Below are 17,039 nucleotides of genomic sequence, written 5' to 3' on the forward strand. Positions count from 1 at the left end.
AGGACGCCAGCGGCCCATCGACCCCAGCCGGATCGAACGCGGAGACCCCAGATGTCCTTCACGCTTCCCGACCTGCCTTATTCTTACGACGCCCTCGCGCCCTATATGTCGCGCGAAACCCTCGAATACCATCATGACAAGCACCATCTCGCTTACGTCAATAATGGCAACAATTTACTAAAGGGAACGGAATTCGAGGGAAAATCCCTCGAGGAGATCGTGAAGGGCTCGTTCGGCAAGAACGCCCCCCTCTTCAACAATGCCGGCCAGCACTACAACCACCTGCATTTCTGGCACTGGATGAAGCCGAACGGCGGCGGCGCCATTCCGGGCGAGCTTGAGAAGAAGATCGTCGAGGATTTCGGTTCGGTCGAGAAGTTCAAGGAAGACTTCATCGCCGCCGGCGTCGGCCAGTTCGGCTCGGGCTGGGCCTGGCTCGCGGTCAAGGACGGCAAGCTCTCCATCGCCAAGACCCCGAACGGCGAGAGCCCGCTGGTCTCCGGCGCCACGCCGATCCTCGGCGTCGACGTGTGGGAGCACTCCTATTACATCGATTATCGCAACCGCCGTCCGGACTACCTGAAGGCGTTCGTGGATCATCTCGTGAATTGGGAGTACGTGGCGGAGCTTTACGGCAAGGCCATCTGAACTCCATAGTTTGCGATATATTTCGGGCCGGCATGCAAAACCGCGTGCCGGCCCTTTCTTTTGGGGCCTGCACATTCGCGTTACCATGCAACGCTGAAGATGTTCGCTGCCTAAACTTTGCCTTCGCGGACGCACACGTTTTAGGCGTAGCCGGTAAGACTTCCCGTTTTGGAGCGGAAGGTTAAGTATCATTCCACCCCGGTGCATAAATTTGTTGCAAATCCCTTACGCGTCGGGAATCAATCGGGTCTCACATTCATGTGAACGCGCGGTGCCGTCGAGGCGCCCTGCGGTGGACACGTTTTCAGGGCTGATACGTCTCGTTCGAGTTGGATTCCGCCTCCATGCGCACCGAAGTACCGCGTCCCAGTCGCTCCCCCGCTCACACCCCCGTGGATACCGTCGCGCTGCTGTTCCTGCTCGCGGTTGCCGCCGTGTCGCTTCTCACCTTCAAGGACTACGGTCTCGGGTGGGATGACTTCACGCATTCGCAGTACGGCAACCTGCTGCTGAAGTACTACAGCTCGGACTTCACCAACCAGCGGGTGTTCTCCTTCGTCAACCTCTACTATTACGGTGGCGGGTTCGACATGATCGCCGCCGGCATCGCCAAGCTGCTGCCGGTGGACGTGTTCAACGTCCGCCGCCTGCTGGGCGCCGCGTTCGGCCTCGCAGGCCTCGCCATCGTGTGGCGCACCGGCCGCCGGCTGTCCGGCCCGTGGGGCGGCCTTGCCGCCATGGTGCTGCTGGCCATCTGCCCGCTCTATTACGGGCACATGTTCATGAACGCGAAGGATGCCCCCTTCGCCGTCGCCATGGCTGCCCTGCTCTACTGCCTGGTGCGCGCCCTCGACGAATATCCTTCGCCGACCCCGCGCACCGTGGCCTGGTTCGGCCTCAGCCTCGGCCTTGCCATCGGCACCCGCGTGCTGGGCGTGTTCGCCTCCACCTACTGCTTTGCCGCCGCAGCCTTCCTGCTCGCTTCCGAGAGCCGCTCGCTCGGCTTCAAGAGCGCGGCGCTGCGTCTGGCGCGCTTCACCGTGCTTCTCGCCATCGGCTTGCCCTTCGCCTACTTCGTGCTCGGCGTGGTGTGGCCATGGGCGGTGGTGGAGCCGCTCAATCCCATCCGCGCCCTCGAATATTATTCTCACTTCTGGGAAGTGCCGTGGCGCGAGATGTTTGACGGCCGCCCGGTGCTGGTGCCCGACATGCCGCGCACCTATGTGCCCGTGCTGTTCGGCATCCAGATGCCGGAACTCTTCCTCGCCTGCGTGGTCGGCGGCATCGCCGGAGCCGTGGTCCAGGCCTTCTACGGCACCCAACCGGCCAACAAGCGCGCCCGCTTCATCCTGCTGGTGGCGGCGGCGACGGTCCCCGTCCTCATCACAGTCGCCATGCGCCCGGTCATGTACAACGGCATCCGGCACTTCGTGTTCGTGACGCCGGCCATGGCCCTGCTCGGCGGCGCGGCGCTGGTGTGGCTGTTCCGCCTCCTCGCCAATGCGCCCCTGGTGGCACGCGGGGCCGCTGCGGCCCTCGTCCTCGTGGGCTTCGGCATGCCGATGAAGGAGTTCGCCAGCCTCCACCCCTATCAGTACACCTACTACAACCATCTGGTGGGTGGCGTGCGTGGCGCGGACTCGCAGTTCATGCTCGATTACTGGGGCCTGGCCTTCAAGCAGGCGGCCGGACAGCTCGACGAATATGTGGACCTGCACCGCATGTCGCTGCCGCAGGGCCGCAAGTTCAAGGTGGCCGTCTGCGGCCCGCACAATGCGGCGGCGCAGGAGCTGGGCCCCCGCTTCGAGACCACCTACGAGACCAAGGACGCGGACTTCGCCCTCATGCTGGGTGAATTCTACTGCGCCAATGTCCCCGCACCGGTGATCGGCAAGGTGGAACGCGAGGGCGTCACCTACGCCAAGGTCTATGACGTGCGTGGCCGCAGCTTCCCGAGCGTGTTCGCCCGCGGGCAGTGACGTCGCCCCGACAGGGGCAGGCCCGCCAACAAAAAGAGCCGGAGGGCCCGCGCCCTCCGGCTCTTTTGTTTTCCGCCGCGGCGTCCCCCGGGCAACCCGACCGCAGAAGGCATGATGTCCGGGCGGCGCGCCTTGGCCCGCCGCCCGGAGCGATCACTTCGCCTTCAGCAGTTCGCCGACTTCCAGCAGGACGAACTCGTTGTCGTCCGCCTTGTTCGGGTCGCGACCGGCCGAAAACGGCAGGTTGTTGTCGTTGCCGACCACGATGTGGGCGGGGTCCACCATCACCACGTTCTCGATGGTGATGAAGGGGAAGTCGAGCATCCCGTCCTTGCCGCCCTGCTTAGCCTTGCCGTTGGGGTCCTTCAGCGCCATCAGGTCGATATAGCCGACCTTGCGCACCAGCTGGCTGGCGGTCTCGGGGCTGAACTCCACCTTGTAGACGCGCTTGAACTGGGCAGTCTTGTCGAAGCAGTCGGAGGCAACCTTGCCCTCCGGGCAGCGCTTGGAGGGCGTGCCCTCGGAGACGTCGTCGCGCTCGATGATGAGGCCGCTGGTGGCATCGATCATGTTGAAATCGCCGATGGCATTGCCCGCGACGGAGAGCGGATATTTCCAGAAGCGGCCGGTCCACTCCTTCTTCTGCAGATCGAATTCGAGGATGCGCAGCACCTCGGCACCGTCCACCTTCTCCTTCTCACCCGTCTCCGGGTTGAGCACCGGGCCTTCCAGCAGCGCATAGAGCTTGGTGCCATCGGGCGAGAGCGCCATGCCCTCGAAGCCCTTGGAGCGCTGGATCTCGAACGCCACCTTGCGCGAGGGATTGGGCGGCGTGGTGATGGCCGGATTGTCCGGCGAGCGCACGACCTTGCCGTCCACCTTGGTGGCATAGACGCCCTTCACTTTGCCGGTGAGATCGGTCTCCACCAGGAACGGCCCCAGTTCCTCGCCGAACCACAGGCTGTCGCCCACCTTCTGGATGGACTCGATGTCGAAGTCCGAGCCGGTGAGATAGCGCTGGGGCGTGCCCTCGAAGGTGATCGGGAACGGCACCTTCTTGTCGGGATCGCGCAGGAACAGGGTTTCCTTGCGCTCGATGGTGCCCGCCTTGAAGTCCATGGCGAGGCGGTGAACCATCAGCATGGCGTCCGGCGAATTGAACTTCGAGCCGAAGCCGTTGTCGGTGATGACGAGGAAGGTGCCGTTGCCCTCGTTCACGATGCCGGAGAAGCCCTGCACGGCCTGACCGGGGAACGGCATGGAGATGCCTGTGGCGCGCGGCGCATCCTTCGGCGACAGGAAGCTGACGCCGGGCACCGAGCCCACCTGATCGTTGCGGCTGCGATCAGGAGCGGTGAACTTGCCCGCGACCTTGAGGTCGGCCGGCGCATCCGCCGGGGGCTGGATGTAGGTGGCGGCCGGAAGGACGACATGCCCCTCGACGGTCGCCGGATAGGCGCGGGCCGTCTCCTCAGCCTTGAGGGACGTCGCGAGAGCCGTGCCGGCGAGCAGCACGGCCAGCGTGAGAGAGAAAGAACGCATGGGAAGCGCCTCCTGTTGGCGAGGCGTTCTTGACCCTGCGCGATGTCAGCCGGGCGACAGGGAAACGACAATCCCATGACGTAGCGTCCGGGCTACCTCCCGGCCGTCAGAACCACGCCGCACAGGCTGAGGGGACCGGCCCCTAGAACCACTTGAGGCGCCGGAACAGCGACACCATTCCGACGCCCATGACGATGAAGATGACCGTGATGGCCCAGAACGCAGCGGGGTCCGTATTGCCGGGAATGCCGCCCACATTCATGCCGAACATGCCGGAGATCAGCGTGAGCGGCGCGAAGATGACGGTGACGGCGGCCAGCACCAGCATGGACTGGTTCATCTGCTCCGCCCGCCGGTCCACGATCTGCTCGCGGATGAGGATGGAGCGCTCGCGCACCGTGTCGAGTTCTTCCGAGAAGCGCGAGACGCGGTCGGCGGCATCGCGCAGGCGGTTGCGGTCCTTGGGGCCGATCCAGGGATCGTCCTCCAGCGAGAAGTGATTGAGTGCCTCCCGCTGCGGGGCGATGTGGCGGCGCAGCTTCATGGCCACCCGGCGCAGCACCAGCACGCGCGGCAGAACATCGCTGGGCGCCTGACGCTGGGCGTCGTCCTCCAGTTCGTCAGCCTCGTCGATCAGCATGGAGACGACGAGATCGAGCCGATAGACGAGGCGCGTGGCGAGTTCCGCCACCATCTCGCCCTGCGTGCGCGGCGCGCGGCGGCGGGAGATGGAGTCCACATAATCGGCGATGGCCGATATGGGCTGGTCCTGCACAGAGACGATGCGCTCGGAATCCACCCACATGGTGAGGGAGGCCATCTCCTCCGGCAGGGAATTGGGATGCAGATTCACGGCGCGCAGGATCAGCAGCGCGCCCTCCTCCAGCACCTGGCAGCGGGGACGCGTGTGCGTCTCCATCAATTCCTCGACGATATGGGAATCGATGCCGCTATGGGTGTGGAGCCACGTATCGCTGCGGTGGGGCAGCCGGCGGAAATGCAGCCAGATGAAGCCGCCCTCTTCCGGCCTGTGGGGATGCGGTTCATCGGCGGGAATGCGCCGGGCGCCCCCCTTGCCGTCGAACAGCCATACATCCAGCAAACCGTCCGAGTTCAGCGGCTTCACGCACATCCCTCCCCTGATGCCCGGTCAGCCCGCTGACAGTGCAGCGGGCCGAAGAGGCTATCGCGTCTTCTCACTGACACGGAAGCGTTACAGTTCAAAGAAGGACGCAAGGGAAGGCGGCAAGGGAAGGCGGTAAGACGCTCCTCAGGCGAGGGCGCTGAGCACCCGCACCCAGCTCCGCGTGCCCTTGTGGAAGCAGGTGAGGTCGTATTTCTCGTTCGGAGAGTGCACCCGGTCGTCATCCAGGCCGAAGCCGATGAGCAGCGTGTCCATGCCGAGCACGTTCTTGAACTGGCCGACGATGGGGATGGAGCCGCCGGACCCGATGGCGACCGGCGTCGTGCCCCACTCCGCCTGAAGCGCCGTGCGCGCCTTGGCGAGGTCCGGGCTGTCCGGCGGCACGAGCACGGCGCGGCTGCCCTCGCTCTTGCCGAAGGTGACCTTGCAGTCCGCCGGCAGGCGCGCCTGCACGAAATCCTTGAAGGCCGCCGCGATCTTGGCCGGATCCTGATTGGCCACAAGGCGCATCGTCACCTTGGCAGTGGCGGTCGAGGGAATGATGGTCTTCGAGCCCTGCCCCTGATAGCCGCCATAGATGCCGTTCACCTCGAAGGTGGGGCGGGACTGGATCTGCTCGATCAGCGAACGGTCGCTCTCGCCCGCCGCCACGGACAGGCCCACCGGGCCGAGGAAGGCCTCTGGCGTCAGACCGAGTGCGTTCCAGGCATCGCGCACCGCCTGCGGCATCTCGGCCACGTCGTCATAGAAGCCCGGAATGGTGATGTGGCCCGTGTCGTCATGCACCGCCGCGAGGATGCGGGCGAGGACGTGGATGGGATTGCGCGCCGCGCCGCCGAAGAGGCCGGAATGCAGATCGCGATCGGCGCCGGTAATGGTGAACTCGGTGTGCAGGATGCCACGCAGCGAGGTGGTGATCGCCGGCGTCTGCGGGTCCCACATGCCGGTGTCGCAGACCAGCGCCACGTCGGCCTTCAGTTCTTCCGCGTTGGCGGCGAGGAAGGCCGGCAGGCTCGGGGAGCCGCACTCCTCCTCCCCTTCCAGCAGCACGGTCACGTCCACCGGCAGCTTGCCCTGCACGGTCTTCAACGCCCGCAGCGCCTCGAGGAAGGTGGAGACCTGTCCCTTGTCGTCGCAGGCGCCGCGCGCATAGATTCGGGTCTTGCCGTCGGTGCCGGTGGCGATGCGCGGCTCAAAGGGCGGGCTGTCCCAGAGGTCCAGCGGGTCCACCGGCTGCACGTCATAATGGCCGTAGAAGAGCACCCGGCGGGCGGCGCCCGTGTCGGTGCGGCCGATCACCACGGGATGGCCCGCCGTCTCGCGCACGGTGGCGGCGAGCCCGAGGCCGGTCAGCGCCTCGGCGGCGAAATCCGCCGCCTGCCGGCAGGCGGCGGCATAGGCCGGATCGGTGGAAATGCTGGGGATGCGCAGGAAATCGGAGAGCCGCGCCAGGGAGGCGTCGAGCCCGGCATCCACTGCGTTCAGTACCTCATCCACACCGGCCATCGCCTTCTCCTCACCTTCGCGCCACCGCTGATGGGCAGCGACTCATGGGGGCGAATGCTGGGCCGGTGCGGCACGGCTGACAAGGCGGCGCGGTACGCGGGCCCTCAACGAAAAAGCCCTACCCTACGCCGATGGCGCGGGGCAGGGCTGAACGTCAGTCGAACTGATGCGCGGATCAGTTGGCGGCGACGGCCGGCGCGGCCTCTTCCGCCGGACGGGCGGCGATAGCCGGCTTGTTCATGCGGCGGGCGCGCTGAAGCACCGAACCGATGCGGCGATAGAGCAGGCGCGGCAGCAGCGGCATGCCGACGGCGGCGTCATAGCCGGCGCGGCTGGCGATGCGGGCGAGCACGTTGGGCGCGCCGTCCACCACGAGGACAGCCGGAACCGCGTCCGGCGAATCCCGGAACGGATTGTCCGGCACGTTTTCCGCGTCGTCGGCCTGGATCACAAGAACGTCATAAGCGTTCGCGCCACCTTCCAGTTCGGAAACCGTGGCGAATTCCGTCACAGAACCGACGCCGAGCGCGGTCAGGCCGACGCGCGTCGTCTCGCGACGATCGGCATTGGAATCGATGACGACAATGCGGGCAATGGGCAACACCTTCATGGGGCGCTCCTGATTGGAGGGCGCCGACGCGTGCCGGCACCTGGATTGAGCAGCTCCAGCCGAAAGAGACCCCGCAATCTCATCCGACTTTGGGAAAATCATACCGGGGGTCGTTCGGCCAATCAACCCGCTGACGAACAGACCCCCGAATCCGGTCAGCGGCTTCGGCCGCCGAGAATGCCCCGCAATATGGCTTTTCCGAGTTGGTTACCCACTTGCGACGCCAGCGAGCGCGCCACCGTTCTTACAACCAGCTCCGTCGTGGTCATGCGCGCGGAGCCCGTCCGGGGCACGCGCGGGACGCCGCCCGGCGATCGTCCAGCCGAACGGTCCGTGGGCTCGGGCCGGCTGTCCGGGGCGTGCTCGCGCGGCACATGGCCCCAGGGGCCGGACGGCGCATCTGTTACCGGTCCGGAGGTCTGCGCCGCCGGCTCCGCCTCCTCGCGCAGCATCTCGAAGGCGGACCGGGGGTCTTCGGTCACGTCATAAAGCCCTCGCACAGGGCTGCGGGCGATCACCTCCGCCCGCTCCGCATCGGTGATGGCGCCCACCCGCGCGCTCGGCGGGGCGATCAGGGTGCGCTCCACCATGGTCGGCGTGCCGGCGCCCTCCAGCACGGAGACCAGCGCCTCGCCCTTGCCGAGTTCGGTGATGACCCGGGCCGTGTCGAGCTTCGGATTGGGGCGGAAGGTTTCCGCCGCCGCTCGGACCGCCTTCTGGTCCCGCGGCGTGAAGGCCCGCAGCGCGTGCTGCACGCGGTTGCCGAGCTGGGCGAGCACGCTGTCCGGCACGTCCAGCGGGTTCTGCGTCACGAAATAGACGCCCACGCCCTTGGAGCGGATGAGGCGGACCACCTGTTCCACCTTCTCCAGCAGCGCCTTGGGCGCGGCATCGAACAATAGGTGCGCCTCGTCGAAGAAGAAGACGAGCTTGGGCTTGTCGAGATCGCCCACCTCGGGCAGGTCCTCGAACAGTTCGGAAAGCAGCCACAGCAGGAAGGTGGCGTAGAGGCGCGGGCTCCCCATGAGCTTGTCCGCAGCAAGCACGGAAATGGTGCCGTAGCCGGAGCGGTCCACCCGCATGAGATCGGAAATCTTGAGGTCGGGCTTGCCGAAGAAACGGTCGGCGCCCTGATTCTCCAGCACCAGCAGCTGGCGCTGGATCGCGCCGACGGTGGCGGCGGAAACGTTGCCATAGTCGCGCGTCAGCGTCTTGGCATTATCGGCGACGAAGCCGATGACGGCACGCAGGTCCTTGAGGTCATAGAGCCAGAGGCCGCGTTCATCGGCGAGACGGAAGGCGATGTTGAGGACGCCTTCCTGCACCTCGTTCAGCTCCATGAGCTGGGCCAGCAGCAGCGGCCCCATCTCGGAGATGGTGGTGCGGACGGAATGGCCCTTCTCGCCGAACAGATCCCAAAAGATCACCGGGAAGCTGTCGGGCGTGTAGGTGATCCCCACCTCCTGCGCCCGCTTCAGCAGGAAGTCCTTTGGCTCTCCCGGCATCGCGATGCCCGAGAGGTCGCCTTTCACGTCGGCGGCAAAGACCGGTACGCCGGCGCGGGCAAAGCCTTCCGCCAGCACTTGGAGGGTCACGGTCTTGCCCGTGCCCGTGGCACCGGTGACGAGCCCGTGCCGGTTGGCGAGCCGCAGGGCCAGTTCCTCGTCCTTGCCCGCCGCCGGGCTGTGTCCGACAAAGACCGTGCCCTCGTCCCGTGCCATGGCCGCTCCTCCCTTGACCTCACACCCATAGCGTCGCGCCGGGCACAAGGCCACGGGTGCGCACCCGCCTGACGCACCGTCTTGCCCCTGTTCTGCCGGCTCAGGCAAGGCCCCGGCCACGCTTGCAAGGCCCGGTCTTCACCGTCACCATGCCGCTCCCAGAGACGGCAGAAGAGACCTTCATGGAGCCCCTCACCGACCGCCTCATGGCCCGCGTGGGCCTCAGCGAGGCACAGGCCAGATCGGCCGTCCGCGTGCTCTCGACCTTTCTCAACACGGAAGCCCCGCCCCCGACCCGCGCGCGCCTGCATGCCGTTCTGCCCGACCTCGCGCCGGCCACCGGCAGCGGCGAGCCGGAGGCGGATGGGGACGGCACGAGCCATTTCGGCGGCATGGCGCGGCTGATGCGCGTCGCCGACCGACTCATGGCCGAGGGCCTCAGCATGATCGAGGTCCAGGCCACGGTGCGCGAGGTGGTGGCCTATGCCCGCGAGACGGCGGGCGACGCCACGGTGGACGAGATCGTCACCGCCATTCCGGGCCTGCGCCACGCACTCTGAACCCTGTCCCATCCGCCAAAGAAAAAGGCCCCCGCGCCGGAGCGCGGAGGCCTCGTCATTCAACGATCGACCTGAAGGCTCAGGCGAAGGCCTTGAGCGCCGCCTTGCCGGCATATTTCGCCTGTGCGCCCAGTTCCTGCTCGATGCGCAGGAGCTGGTTGTACTTGGCGGTGCGGTCGGAGCGGGCGAGCGAGCCGGTCTTGATCTGACCGCAGTTCGTGGCCACCGCGAGATCGGCGATGGTGGAGTCCTCGGTCTCGCCCGAACGATGGGACATCACGGCGCGATAGCCGGACTTGTGGGCGAGTTCCACCGTCTCCAGCGTCTCGGTCAGCGAGCCGATCTGGTTCACCTTCACGAGGATGGCGTTGCCGGTGGCTTCCTTGATGCCACGGCCGAGGCGCTCGACATTGGTCACGAACAGGTCGTCGCCCACAAGCTGGCACTTGGCGCCGATGGCGTCGGTGAGCTGCTTCCAGCCCGCCCAGTCGTCCTCGGACATGCCGTCCTCGATGGTGACGATCGGGTAGTTGCCGACGAGCTGCGCCAGATACTTCACCTGGGCGTCGATGTCGCGGACCTTGCCCTCGCCCTCATAGTGATAGGCGCCGTCCTTGAAGAATTCGGTGGCGGCGCAGTCGAGGCCGAGGAACACGTCCTCGCCCGGCTTGAAGCCGGCCTTCTCGATGGCCTTCAGCACGAAGTCGAGCGCCGCCTCGGCAGACGCAAGGTTCGGGGCGAAGCCGCCCTCGTCGCCCACGTTGGTGTTATGGCCGGCGTCCTTCAGGCCCTTCTTCAGGGTGTGGAAGATCTCGGCGCCCCAGCGCAGGCCTTCCGCGAAGGTCGGCGCGCCGGCGGGCAGGATCATGAATTCCTGGAAGTCGATGGGATTGTCCGCATGCGCGCCGCCGTTGATGATGTTCATCATCGGCACCGGCAGGGTGCGGGCGTTCACGCCGCCCACATAACGATAGAGCGGCAGGTTGTTGGAGATGGCGGCCGCCTTGGCCACCGCCAGCGACACGCCGAGGATGGCGTTGGCGCCGAGGCGGGCCTTGTTGGGCGTGCCGTCGAGTTCGATCATGACGGCGTCGATCTGCGCCTGCTCCTCGGCATCGAGGCCGCCGATGGCGTCGAAGATCTCGCCGTTCACCGCCTCGACCGCCTTCTCGACGCCCTTGCCGAGATAGCGGCCCGTGTCGCCGTCGCGCAGTTCGACCGCCTCATGGGCGCCCGTGGACGCGCCGGAGGGAACCGCCGCGCGACCGAGCGCGCCGTCTTCCAGCAGCACATCGACTTCCACCGTGGGGTTGCCGCGGCTGTCCAGGATTTCCCGGCCGACGATATCGACAATGGCGGTCATGGAGCGTCCTTCCCTTCCTCTGCCCAAAGCGTGACCCGCGCGGCGCGCGGATGCGAAACGGAGCGCTGCGCTTCTAGCCTGTCACGCCGCCGCTGGTAAGGGGTCATGGCGCGCGGCAGCCTTTCGCGCACAAGCCGGCAAATTGCGCTACAGTGCTCAAAAAAGGAGCGCGCTCAGCCGCTCCGCGTCAGGAAATGCCATCCAGGACCGCCGCTTCACGCCGCATCCAAGGACCGATGATGACCGAAGCCAAGCTCCAGCTCGGGCGCGAGACCGCCCTGCCGTCCTCACCCGAGGAGGCCGTGCTGGACCGCGTGCCCAATCCCCATCCCGACACCAATTACGTGGCCCGCTTCACGGCGCCCGAGTTCACCTCGCTGTGTCCCGTGACCGGCCAGCCGGACTTCGCCCATCTGGTGCTGGATTACGTACCGGACGCCTGGCTCGTGGAATCGAAGTCGCTCAAGCTCTATCTCGCCAGCTTCCGCAACCACGGCGCCTTCCATGAGGACTGCACGGTGGCCATTGGCAAGCGGCTGGTCGAGCTGCTGAAGCCGCGCTTCTTCCGCATCGCCGGCTACTGGTATCCGCGCGGCGGTATTCCCATCGACGTGTTCTGGCAGACCGGCGAGCTCCCGCGCGGGGTCTGGCTGCCGGAAACCGGTGTCGCCCCCTATCGTGGGAGAGGCTGACGATGCCCAAGCTGATCATCACCAATGGCGACAGCGCCGTGGAGCGCCTGCGGGCGGGCGGCGTGAAGGGCCACCATCTGCCCTGGCGCGACATGCTGCATGACGGGCCGGTTCCGGACAGCCCCTCGCTGGCCGAGGTGGCGGACGCGCGCGCGGGCTTCCTTGCCGAGGCGCTCGGCCTCGACTTCGGCAGCGTGCGGGCCGACTTCGCCGAACGGGATGCGCAGCTTGAGATCCATATCGCCTTCAACGAGGTGCAGCTCTGGTTCGAGCACGACCTCTATGACCAGCTCCAGCTGATCCAGCTCCTGCACTTCTTCGCCCGCGAGCCGGAACGGCTGGGGCTGAAGCTCGTGCAGGCGCAGGACTATCTCGGCACGCTGGAGGCGGACGACATCCGCACCCTCTCCCACTGCGCTTTGCCGGTGACGACGCTGCAACTGGAAGCCGGGCATGCGGCCTGGGAGGCCTTCACCGCGCCGACCCCTCGCGCGCTGGCGGGCCTTGCCGGCCGCGACCACCCCGTGCTGCCCCATCTCGGCGCCGCCCTGCAGCGGGCGCTGGAGGAGTTGCCCGCGCCCCGCAGCGGCCTGTCGCTGACCGAGGAGCGCATCCTGCGCCAGCTCGCGGACGGGCCGAAGAAGGTGCATCAGGTCTTCGCCGCCGTGCAGGCCATGGACGAGGCACGCTTTCTGGCGGACATGCCCTTCTTCCTGCGGCTGGACGGACTTGCCTTCGCCCACGAGCCGCTGATCGAGGGGCTGCCCTTCCGCGCCTCCGACTGCCGGCCGTTCGTGCCTTCAGAAGATGCGCCGGCGCCGGAGGAAATGACCTACCGCGCCTTCGCCCGCGCAACCATCAAGCTGACGCCCGCCGGCATCTCCGCCCTGCGCGGCCGCTTCGACCACGCCTCGACCAATGCGGTGGACCGCTGGCTCGGCGGCACCCACCTCCAGCCCGGTGCCATGTGGCGCTATGACCGGGCGCGTCAGGTGCTGGTCGAGCCGAACTGAGGGGCGATTGGGGGAGGAAGTCCTCTCCCCCCGAGCACCGGTCTTCCGGATAGCGCGAATTCCCTCCCCCCTTGAGGGGGAGGGCCAGGGAGGGGGGTAACGCCCTCTCCGATCGCGCGACGCCTCGCGCCAAAACCTCGCGGCATCCCCTGCCCCGGCCGTTCTACCCCCCTCCCTGCCCTCCCCCACAAGGGGGGAGGGACGCGAACGGCGAGCGCCGATCACCAGGTCAGGATTTCAGAGAACCGGTGTCTTCGCCCGCTCAGATCGCCACCGGATGCGCCTTGGCCACGCGGTCGATCTCCTGCAACAGCGCCACCAGCGACTCCAGATCCTTCAGCGGCACCATGTTGGGGCCGTCGGAGGGGGCATGATCCGGGTCGGGATGGGTCTCGATGAAGACCGCCGCCACGCCCACCGCCACCGCGGCGCGGGCAAGCACCGGCACGAACTCGCGCTGCCCGCCGGAGGAGGCGCCCTTGCCGCCCGGCTGCTGCACGGAATGGGTGGCGTCGAACACCACCGGCGCGCCGGTTTGCGCCATCACCGGCAGGCCGCGCATGTCGGAAACCAGCGTGTTGTAGCCGAAGGAGGCGCCGCGCTCGGTGAGCAGCACGCGCCCGTTGCCGGACTGGGTGAGCTTGGCCACCACATTGACCATGTCCCAGGGCGCAAGGAACTGGCCCTTCTTCACATTCACCACCCGGCCGGTCCTGGCCGCCGCGACGAGAAGGTCGGTCTGGCGGCAGAGGAAGGCCGGGATCTGGAGCACGTCCACCACCTCGCCCACGGGGGCGCACTGGTGGATCTCGTGCACGTCGGTCAGCGTCGGCAGGCCGAAGCGCTCGCCGATCTCGGCAAACACCGGCAACGCCTTCTCAAGGCCCATGCCGCGCGCGGCATTGACCGAGGTACGGTTCGCCTTGTCGAAGGAGGTCTTGTAGATGAGGCCGATGCCGAGGCGATCGGTGATCTCCTTCAGCGCGGCGGCGGTTTCCAGCGCGTGGTCGCGGCTCTCCATCTGGCAGGGGCCGGCGATGAGGGCGAGCGGCAGGCTGTTGCCGATGCGGACCTTGCCCGCCTCCACCACGGACTGGGGCTCAACGGCGGTCGCGCTCATGGTCTCTCCTCGGCGTCATCTGTGACGCGCTTCATAGCCAATGGCCCGGCGGCGGGAAACCTCCCGCCGCGCGGGGGATACATGCGTTCAATGGGGCGTCGCGAGCTTCAGCCCGACGATGCCGACACCGATCAGCGCGATGGAGGCGAGGCGCAGCGCGTCGGAGGGTTCGCCGAAGACGATGATGCCGACCACCGTCGCGCCCACCATGCCGATGCCAGCCCAGACCGCATAAGCGGTGCCGATGGGCAGGTCGCGGGCCGCGACCGAGAGCAGGAACAGGCTGAAGCCGGCGCAGACCAGCGTGAAGACCGAGGGCCATAGGCGGGTGAAGCCCTCGGCATATTTCAGGCCGATGGCCCAGCCCACTTCCATGAGGCCGGCCGCAAAAAGGATGATCCAGGCCACGAGACACTCCGTGGGAGCCCGGCCGGCCCGGCCGGTGGGCTCGAATGGCGGGGTCGTCCGCGCCGGAGGAGAAGAACCGCGACGGTCGTCCGCGCGGGTGCCTGCGCCGTGGCAGGCATGGGCAGGATGTAGGACACGCCCTGCCCGGATCAAGCACCCGTCAGCCGGCGGCGGCGTCCTCGTTGCGCTCGAAGATCAGCGTCGCGCCCATGGCGGCAGTGGGCGGCACCACGGCGATGCCCTCGATCTGCTCCACCAGCATCCGCCGGGCGGCGAGGCCTCGGCGCAGGTCGGCGGCGCCGGGCGTGTCGAAGCGCACGGCCGCGAGGCGCAGGCCCTCACCCTGCGGCGCGGCCACGCCATAGCGCTCGGTGAACAATTCGGGCGTCATGAGGTCGATGGCCCCACGCGGCGTCTGCGTCACGAACCAGCCGTCCACTGCCCGGCGCGGCGTGCAGCCGGAGAAGGTGTCGATGAAGGACACGTGGTCGGCGGGACTGTCGGTCACCAGCACCACGCCCAGCACCTGCGTCACGCCATTGGCATGGCGCTGCATCTGCGGCGACCAGAAATTCTCCGGCTTTCGCTGGGTGCAGGTGAAGAAGGCGGTTTCGGACGCGATGGGATCACGGGCATAGGCGAGCGTGAAGCCCACCTCCACCTCGGAGCCGTCCGGACGTCGGGCCTGCCGGGAGAAATCGAACAGGTCGTAGCCGCCGATGCCGGCCGCATCGAAATCGGCCTTGTCGCCCACGGGATCGGTGCCTTCCAGCACCAGCATGGACAGGCCCTCGCCGCTGCGGGCGAGCCGGGCCTTGTTGAAGGCGCCGAAGGAGAAGAAGGCGCCATCGTGCGGCGGGATCTTCTCCGGCTCGGCAACTTCCAGAATCTCGATGAAGAAGCCCGGTGTCTGGACGATGCGGTTGTGCGTGCCCCAGGGATGATGGTTGCGCGAGCCGACGGTGAAGCCCAGCAGGTCATAGACCTCCCCGGCCGCATCAACGTCCCGCACCAGATGGACGACGTGATCGAGGCCGCGACGCATGGGCAACTCCTTTACCTGATCGCACGCCGCCCGGCTTCACGCCGGAGCGGCAGGCTCACTCACACCAGCCGGCTCTGCTCCATGGCCGCCCCGATGAAGGAGGCGAAGAGCGGATGCGGCTGGAACGGGCGCGACTTCAGCTCGGGATGGAACTGCACGCCGATGAACCAGGGATGGTCCGCATATTCCACGATCTCCGGCAGCAGGCCATCGGGCGACAGGCCGGAGAACATGAGACCGCAGGCCTCGAGGCGATCCTTGTAGGCGGTATTCACCTCGTAACGGTGACGGTGACGCTCGGAAATCTCCTGCGCGCCATAGATGCCGGCGACGCGGGACGGCTCCTTGAGCTGCGCCAGATAGGCGCCGAGGCGCATGGTGCCGCCGAGGTCGCCCGCTGCCGAGCGGCGCTCCAGTTCATTGCCCTTCAGCCATTCGGTGAGCAGGCCCACCACCGGCTCGGACGTCTCGCCGAACTCGGTGGAGTTGGCGTTCTTGACGCCGGCCAGGTTCCGGGCCGCCTCGATCACGGCCATCTGCATGCCGAAGCAGATGCCGAAATAGGGCACCTTGCGCTCGCGGGCGAACTGGGCCGCGCGGATCTTGCCCTCGGCGCCGCGCTGGCCGAAGCCGCCCGGCACGAGAATGCCGTGGACATGCTCCAGGAAGGGCGCCGGGTCCTCGGTCTCGAAGGTCTCGCTCTCGATCCAGTCGAGGTTCACCTTCACCTTGTTGGCGATGCCGCCGTGGTTCAGCGCCTCGATGAGCGACTTGTAGGCGTCCTTGAGGCCCGTGTACTTGCCCACGATGGCGATGGTCACTTCGCCCTCGGGGTTGCGCACGCGCTGCTCGATATTGGTCCAGCGCTGGAGGTTCGGCGCCGGGGCCGGCTCGATGCCGAAGGCGGCCAGCACTTCCGTGTCGAGACCTTCCGCATGGTAGGAGGACGGCACGGCGTAGATGTTGTCCACGTCGCGCGCCTCGATCACGGCGCTCTCGCGCACGTTGCAGAAGAGCGAGAGCTTGCGCCGCTCCTCGCGCGGGATCTCGCGATCGCAGCGGCAGAGCAGGATGTCGGGCTGGATGCCGATGGAGCGCAGTTCCTTGACGGAGTGCTGCGTCGGCTTGGTCTTCAGTTCCCCGGCGGAGGGGATGAAGGGCATCAGCGTCAGGTGGATGAAGATGGCGTGGTTGCGCGGCAGCTCGTTCTTGAGCTGACGGGTCGCCTCGAAGAAGGGCAGGCCCTCGATGTCACCCACCGTGCCGCCGACCTCGATGAGCACGAAGTCGAAGCCCTCGTTGCCTTCCAGCACGAAGTCCTTGATGGCGTTGGTGACGTGGGGAATCACCTGGATGGTGGCGCCCAGATAGTCGCCGCGCCGCTCCTTGGTGAGGATGTCCTGATAGATGCGCCCGGTGGTGATGTTGTCCTGCTTGGTGGCAGGATGCCCGGTGAAGCGCTCGTAATGGCCGAGGTCGAGATCGGTCTCGGCCCCGTCGTCGGTCACGAAGACCTCGCCATGCTGATACGGGCTCATGGTGCCCGGATCGACGTTCAGATAGGGGTCCAGCTTGCGGAGCCGGACGGTGTACCCGCGCGCCTGAAGAAGCGCGCCGAGTGCTGCGGAGGCGAGGCCCTTGCCAAGGGAGGACACGACGCCGCCGGTGATGAAGATGTAGCGCGCCAT

General features: G+C 67.0%; 15 protein-coding genes. 5 read left to right on the plus strand and 10 right to left on the minus strand.

What is annotated here, in order from left to right:
- Nucleotides 1–51 precede the first annotated feature (51 nt).
- Together AZC_RS15755 and AZC_RS15760 are read left to right on the plus strand one after the other, a co-directional pair.
- A complete protein-coding gene (locus AZC_RS15755; RefSeq protein WP_012171577.1) occupies nucleotides 52–648 on the plus strand; it encodes a superoxide dismutase in 597 nt (198 codons plus the stop codon).
- 392 nt (nucleotides 649–1,040) lie between these two features.
- Nucleotides 1,041–2,627, plus strand: coding sequence for a glycosyltransferase family 39 protein (locus tag AZC_RS15760; protein WP_244421728.1), 1,587 nt, complete (start codon nucleotides 1,041–1,043; stop codon nucleotides 2,625–2,627).
- Between the two features lie 153 nt (nucleotides 2,628–2,780).
- Here the strand turns inward: AZC_RS15760 and AZC_RS15765 are convergent, their stop codons facing one another.
- The 5 genes from AZC_RS15765 to AZC_RS15785 form a co-directional block, all read right to left on the minus strand.
- Nucleotides 2,781–4,169: an esterase-like activity of phytase family protein gene (locus AZC_RS15765; protein WP_012171579.1), complete on the minus strand. Its 1,389-nt coding sequence runs from the start codon at nucleotides 4,167–4,169 to the stop codon at nucleotides 2,781–2,783.
- A 142-nt stretch (nucleotides 4,170–4,311) separates the two neighbouring features.
- On the minus strand, nucleotides 4,312–5,295 hold the full coding sequence (locus AZC_RS15770) for a zinc transporter ZntB (protein WP_133865409.1): 984 nt from the start codon (nucleotides 5,293–5,295) through the stop codon (nucleotides 4,312–4,314).
- A 144-nt stretch (nucleotides 5,296–5,439) separates the two neighbouring features.
- Complete coding sequence (locus AZC_RS15775; protein WP_012171581.1) at nucleotides 5,440–6,819, minus strand: dipeptidase; 1,380 nt, start codon at nucleotides 6,817–6,819, stop codon at nucleotides 5,440–5,442.
- Between the two features lie 175 nt (nucleotides 6,820–6,994).
- Nucleotides 6,995–7,429 carry a hypothetical protein gene (locus AZC_RS15780; protein WP_043879458.1) on the minus strand — a complete coding sequence of 145 codons (435 nt, stop codon included), beginning with the start codon at nucleotides 7,427–7,429 and terminating at the stop codon, nucleotides 6,995–6,997.
- A 155-nt stretch (nucleotides 7,430–7,584) separates the two neighbouring features.
- The gene (locus AZC_RS15785; RefSeq protein ID WP_043879459.1) at nucleotides 7,585–9,150 is read right to left on the minus strand and encodes a helicase HerA-like domain-containing protein; all 1,566 of its coding nucleotides are present in this window, start codon (nucleotides 9,148–9,150) and stop codon (nucleotides 7,585–7,587) included.
- Between the two features lie 182 nt (nucleotides 9,151–9,332).
- Between AZC_RS15785 and AZC_RS15790 the strand changes: the two genes are divergently transcribed.
- A complete protein-coding gene (locus tag AZC_RS15790; RefSeq protein WP_012171584.1) occupies nucleotides 9,333–9,710 on the plus strand; it encodes a hypothetical protein in 378 nt (125 codons plus the stop codon).
- A 79-nt stretch (nucleotides 9,711–9,789) separates the two neighbouring features.
- Here the strand turns inward: AZC_RS15790 and eno are convergent, their stop codons facing one another.
- On the minus strand, nucleotides 9,790–11,073 hold the full coding sequence (gene eno, locus AZC_RS15795; RefSeq protein WP_012171585.1) for a phosphopyruvate hydratase: 1,284 nt from the start codon (nucleotides 11,071–11,073) through the stop codon (nucleotides 9,790–9,792).
- 239 nt (nucleotides 11,074–11,312) lie between these two features.
- Between eno and queF the strand changes: the two genes are divergently transcribed.
- A complete protein-coding gene (queF, locus tag AZC_RS15800; protein ID WP_012171586.1) occupies nucleotides 11,313–11,765 on the plus strand; it encodes a preQ(1) synthase in 453 nt (150 codons plus the stop codon).
- Between the two features lie 2 nt (nucleotides 11,766–11,767).
- Nucleotides 11,768–12,778 (plus strand): hypothetical protein, encoded by a 1,011-nt coding sequence (locus tag AZC_RS15805; protein WP_012171587.1) that lies wholly within the window; start codon nucleotides 11,768–11,770, stop codon nucleotides 12,776–12,778.
- A 262-nt stretch (nucleotides 12,779–13,040) separates the two neighbouring features.
- Here AZC_RS15805 and kdsA read toward each other — a convergent pair whose 3' ends face one another.
- From kdsA to AZC_RS15825, 4 genes are all read right to left on the minus strand, one after another.
- Nucleotides 13,041–13,898 (minus strand): 3-deoxy-8-phosphooctulonate synthase, encoded by an 858-nt coding sequence (gene kdsA / locus AZC_RS15810; protein ID WP_012171588.1) that lies wholly within the window; start codon nucleotides 13,896–13,898, stop codon nucleotides 13,041–13,043.
- Nucleotides 13,899–13,985: 87 nt separating this feature from the next.
- Nucleotides 13,986–14,306, minus strand: a complete 321-nt coding sequence (sugE, locus tag AZC_RS15815) for a quaternary ammonium compound efflux SMR transporter SugE (protein WP_043879461.1) — start codon at nucleotides 14,304–14,306, stop codon at nucleotides 13,986–13,988.
- 160 nt (nucleotides 14,307–14,466) lie between these two features.
- On the minus strand, nucleotides 14,467–15,351 hold the full coding sequence (locus AZC_RS15820) for a VOC family protein (protein ID WP_012171590.1): 885 nt from the start codon (nucleotides 15,349–15,351) through the stop codon (nucleotides 14,467–14,469).
- A 59-nt stretch (nucleotides 15,352–15,410) separates the two neighbouring features.
- Nucleotides 15,411–17,039 (minus strand): CTP synthase, encoded by a 1,629-nt coding sequence (locus AZC_RS15825; protein ID WP_012171591.1) that lies wholly within the window; start codon nucleotides 17,037–17,039, stop codon nucleotides 15,411–15,413.

Origin of the sequence: Azorhizobium caulinodans ORS 571 (genome assembly GCF_000010525.1) — a bacterium.
Classification (GTDB): Bacteria; Pseudomonadota; Alphaproteobacteria; order Rhizobiales; family Xanthobacteraceae; genus Azorhizobium; species Azorhizobium caulinodans.

Bases quoted from the DNA above. Each gene is read 5' to 3' on its own strand.
- AZC_RS15755 (WP_012171577.1), top strand. From the start codon at position 52: ATGTCCTTCACGCTTCCCGACCTGCCTTATTCTTACGACGCCCTCGCG.
- AZC_RS15765 (WP_012171579.1), bottom strand. From the start codon at position 4,169: ATGCGTTCTTTCTCTCTCACGCTGGCCGTGCTGCTCGCCGGCACGGCT.
- AZC_RS15775 (WP_012171581.1), bottom strand. From the start codon at position 6,819: ATGGCCGGTGTGGATGAGGTACTGAACGCAGTGGATGCCGGGCTCGAC.
- AZC_RS15780 (WP_043879458.1), bottom strand. From the start codon at position 7,429: ATGAAGGTGTTGCCCATTGCCCGCATTGTCGTCATCGATTCCAATGCC.
- AZC_RS15785 (WP_043879459.1), bottom strand. From the start codon at position 9,150: ATGGCACGGGACGAGGGCACGGTCTTTGTCGGACACAGCCCGGCGGCG.
- AZC_RS15790 (WP_012171584.1), top strand. From the start codon at position 9,333: ATGGAGCCCCTCACCGACCGCCTCATGGCCCGCGTGGGCCTCAGCGAG.
- eno (WP_012171585.1), bottom strand. From the start codon at position 11,073: ATGACCGCCATTGTCGATATCGTCGGCCGGGAAATCCTGGACAGCCGC.
- queF (WP_012171586.1), top strand. From the start codon at position 11,313: ATGACCGAAGCCAAGCTCCAGCTCGGGCGCGAGACCGCCCTGCCGTCC.
- AZC_RS15805 (WP_012171587.1), top strand. From the start codon at position 11,768: ATGCCCAAGCTGATCATCACCAATGGCGACAGCGCCGTGGAGCGCCTG.
- kdsA (WP_012171588.1), bottom strand. From the start codon at position 13,898: ATGAGCGCGACCGCCGTTGAGCCCCAGTCCGTGGTGGAGGCGGGCAAG.
- AZC_RS15820 (WP_012171590.1), bottom strand. From the start codon at position 15,351: ATGCGTCGCGGCCTCGATCACGTCGTCCATCTGGTGCGGGACGTTGAT.
- AZC_RS15825 (WP_012171591.1), bottom strand. From the start codon at position 17,039: ATGGCGCGCTACATCTTCATCACCGGCGGCGTCGTGTCCTCCCTTGGC.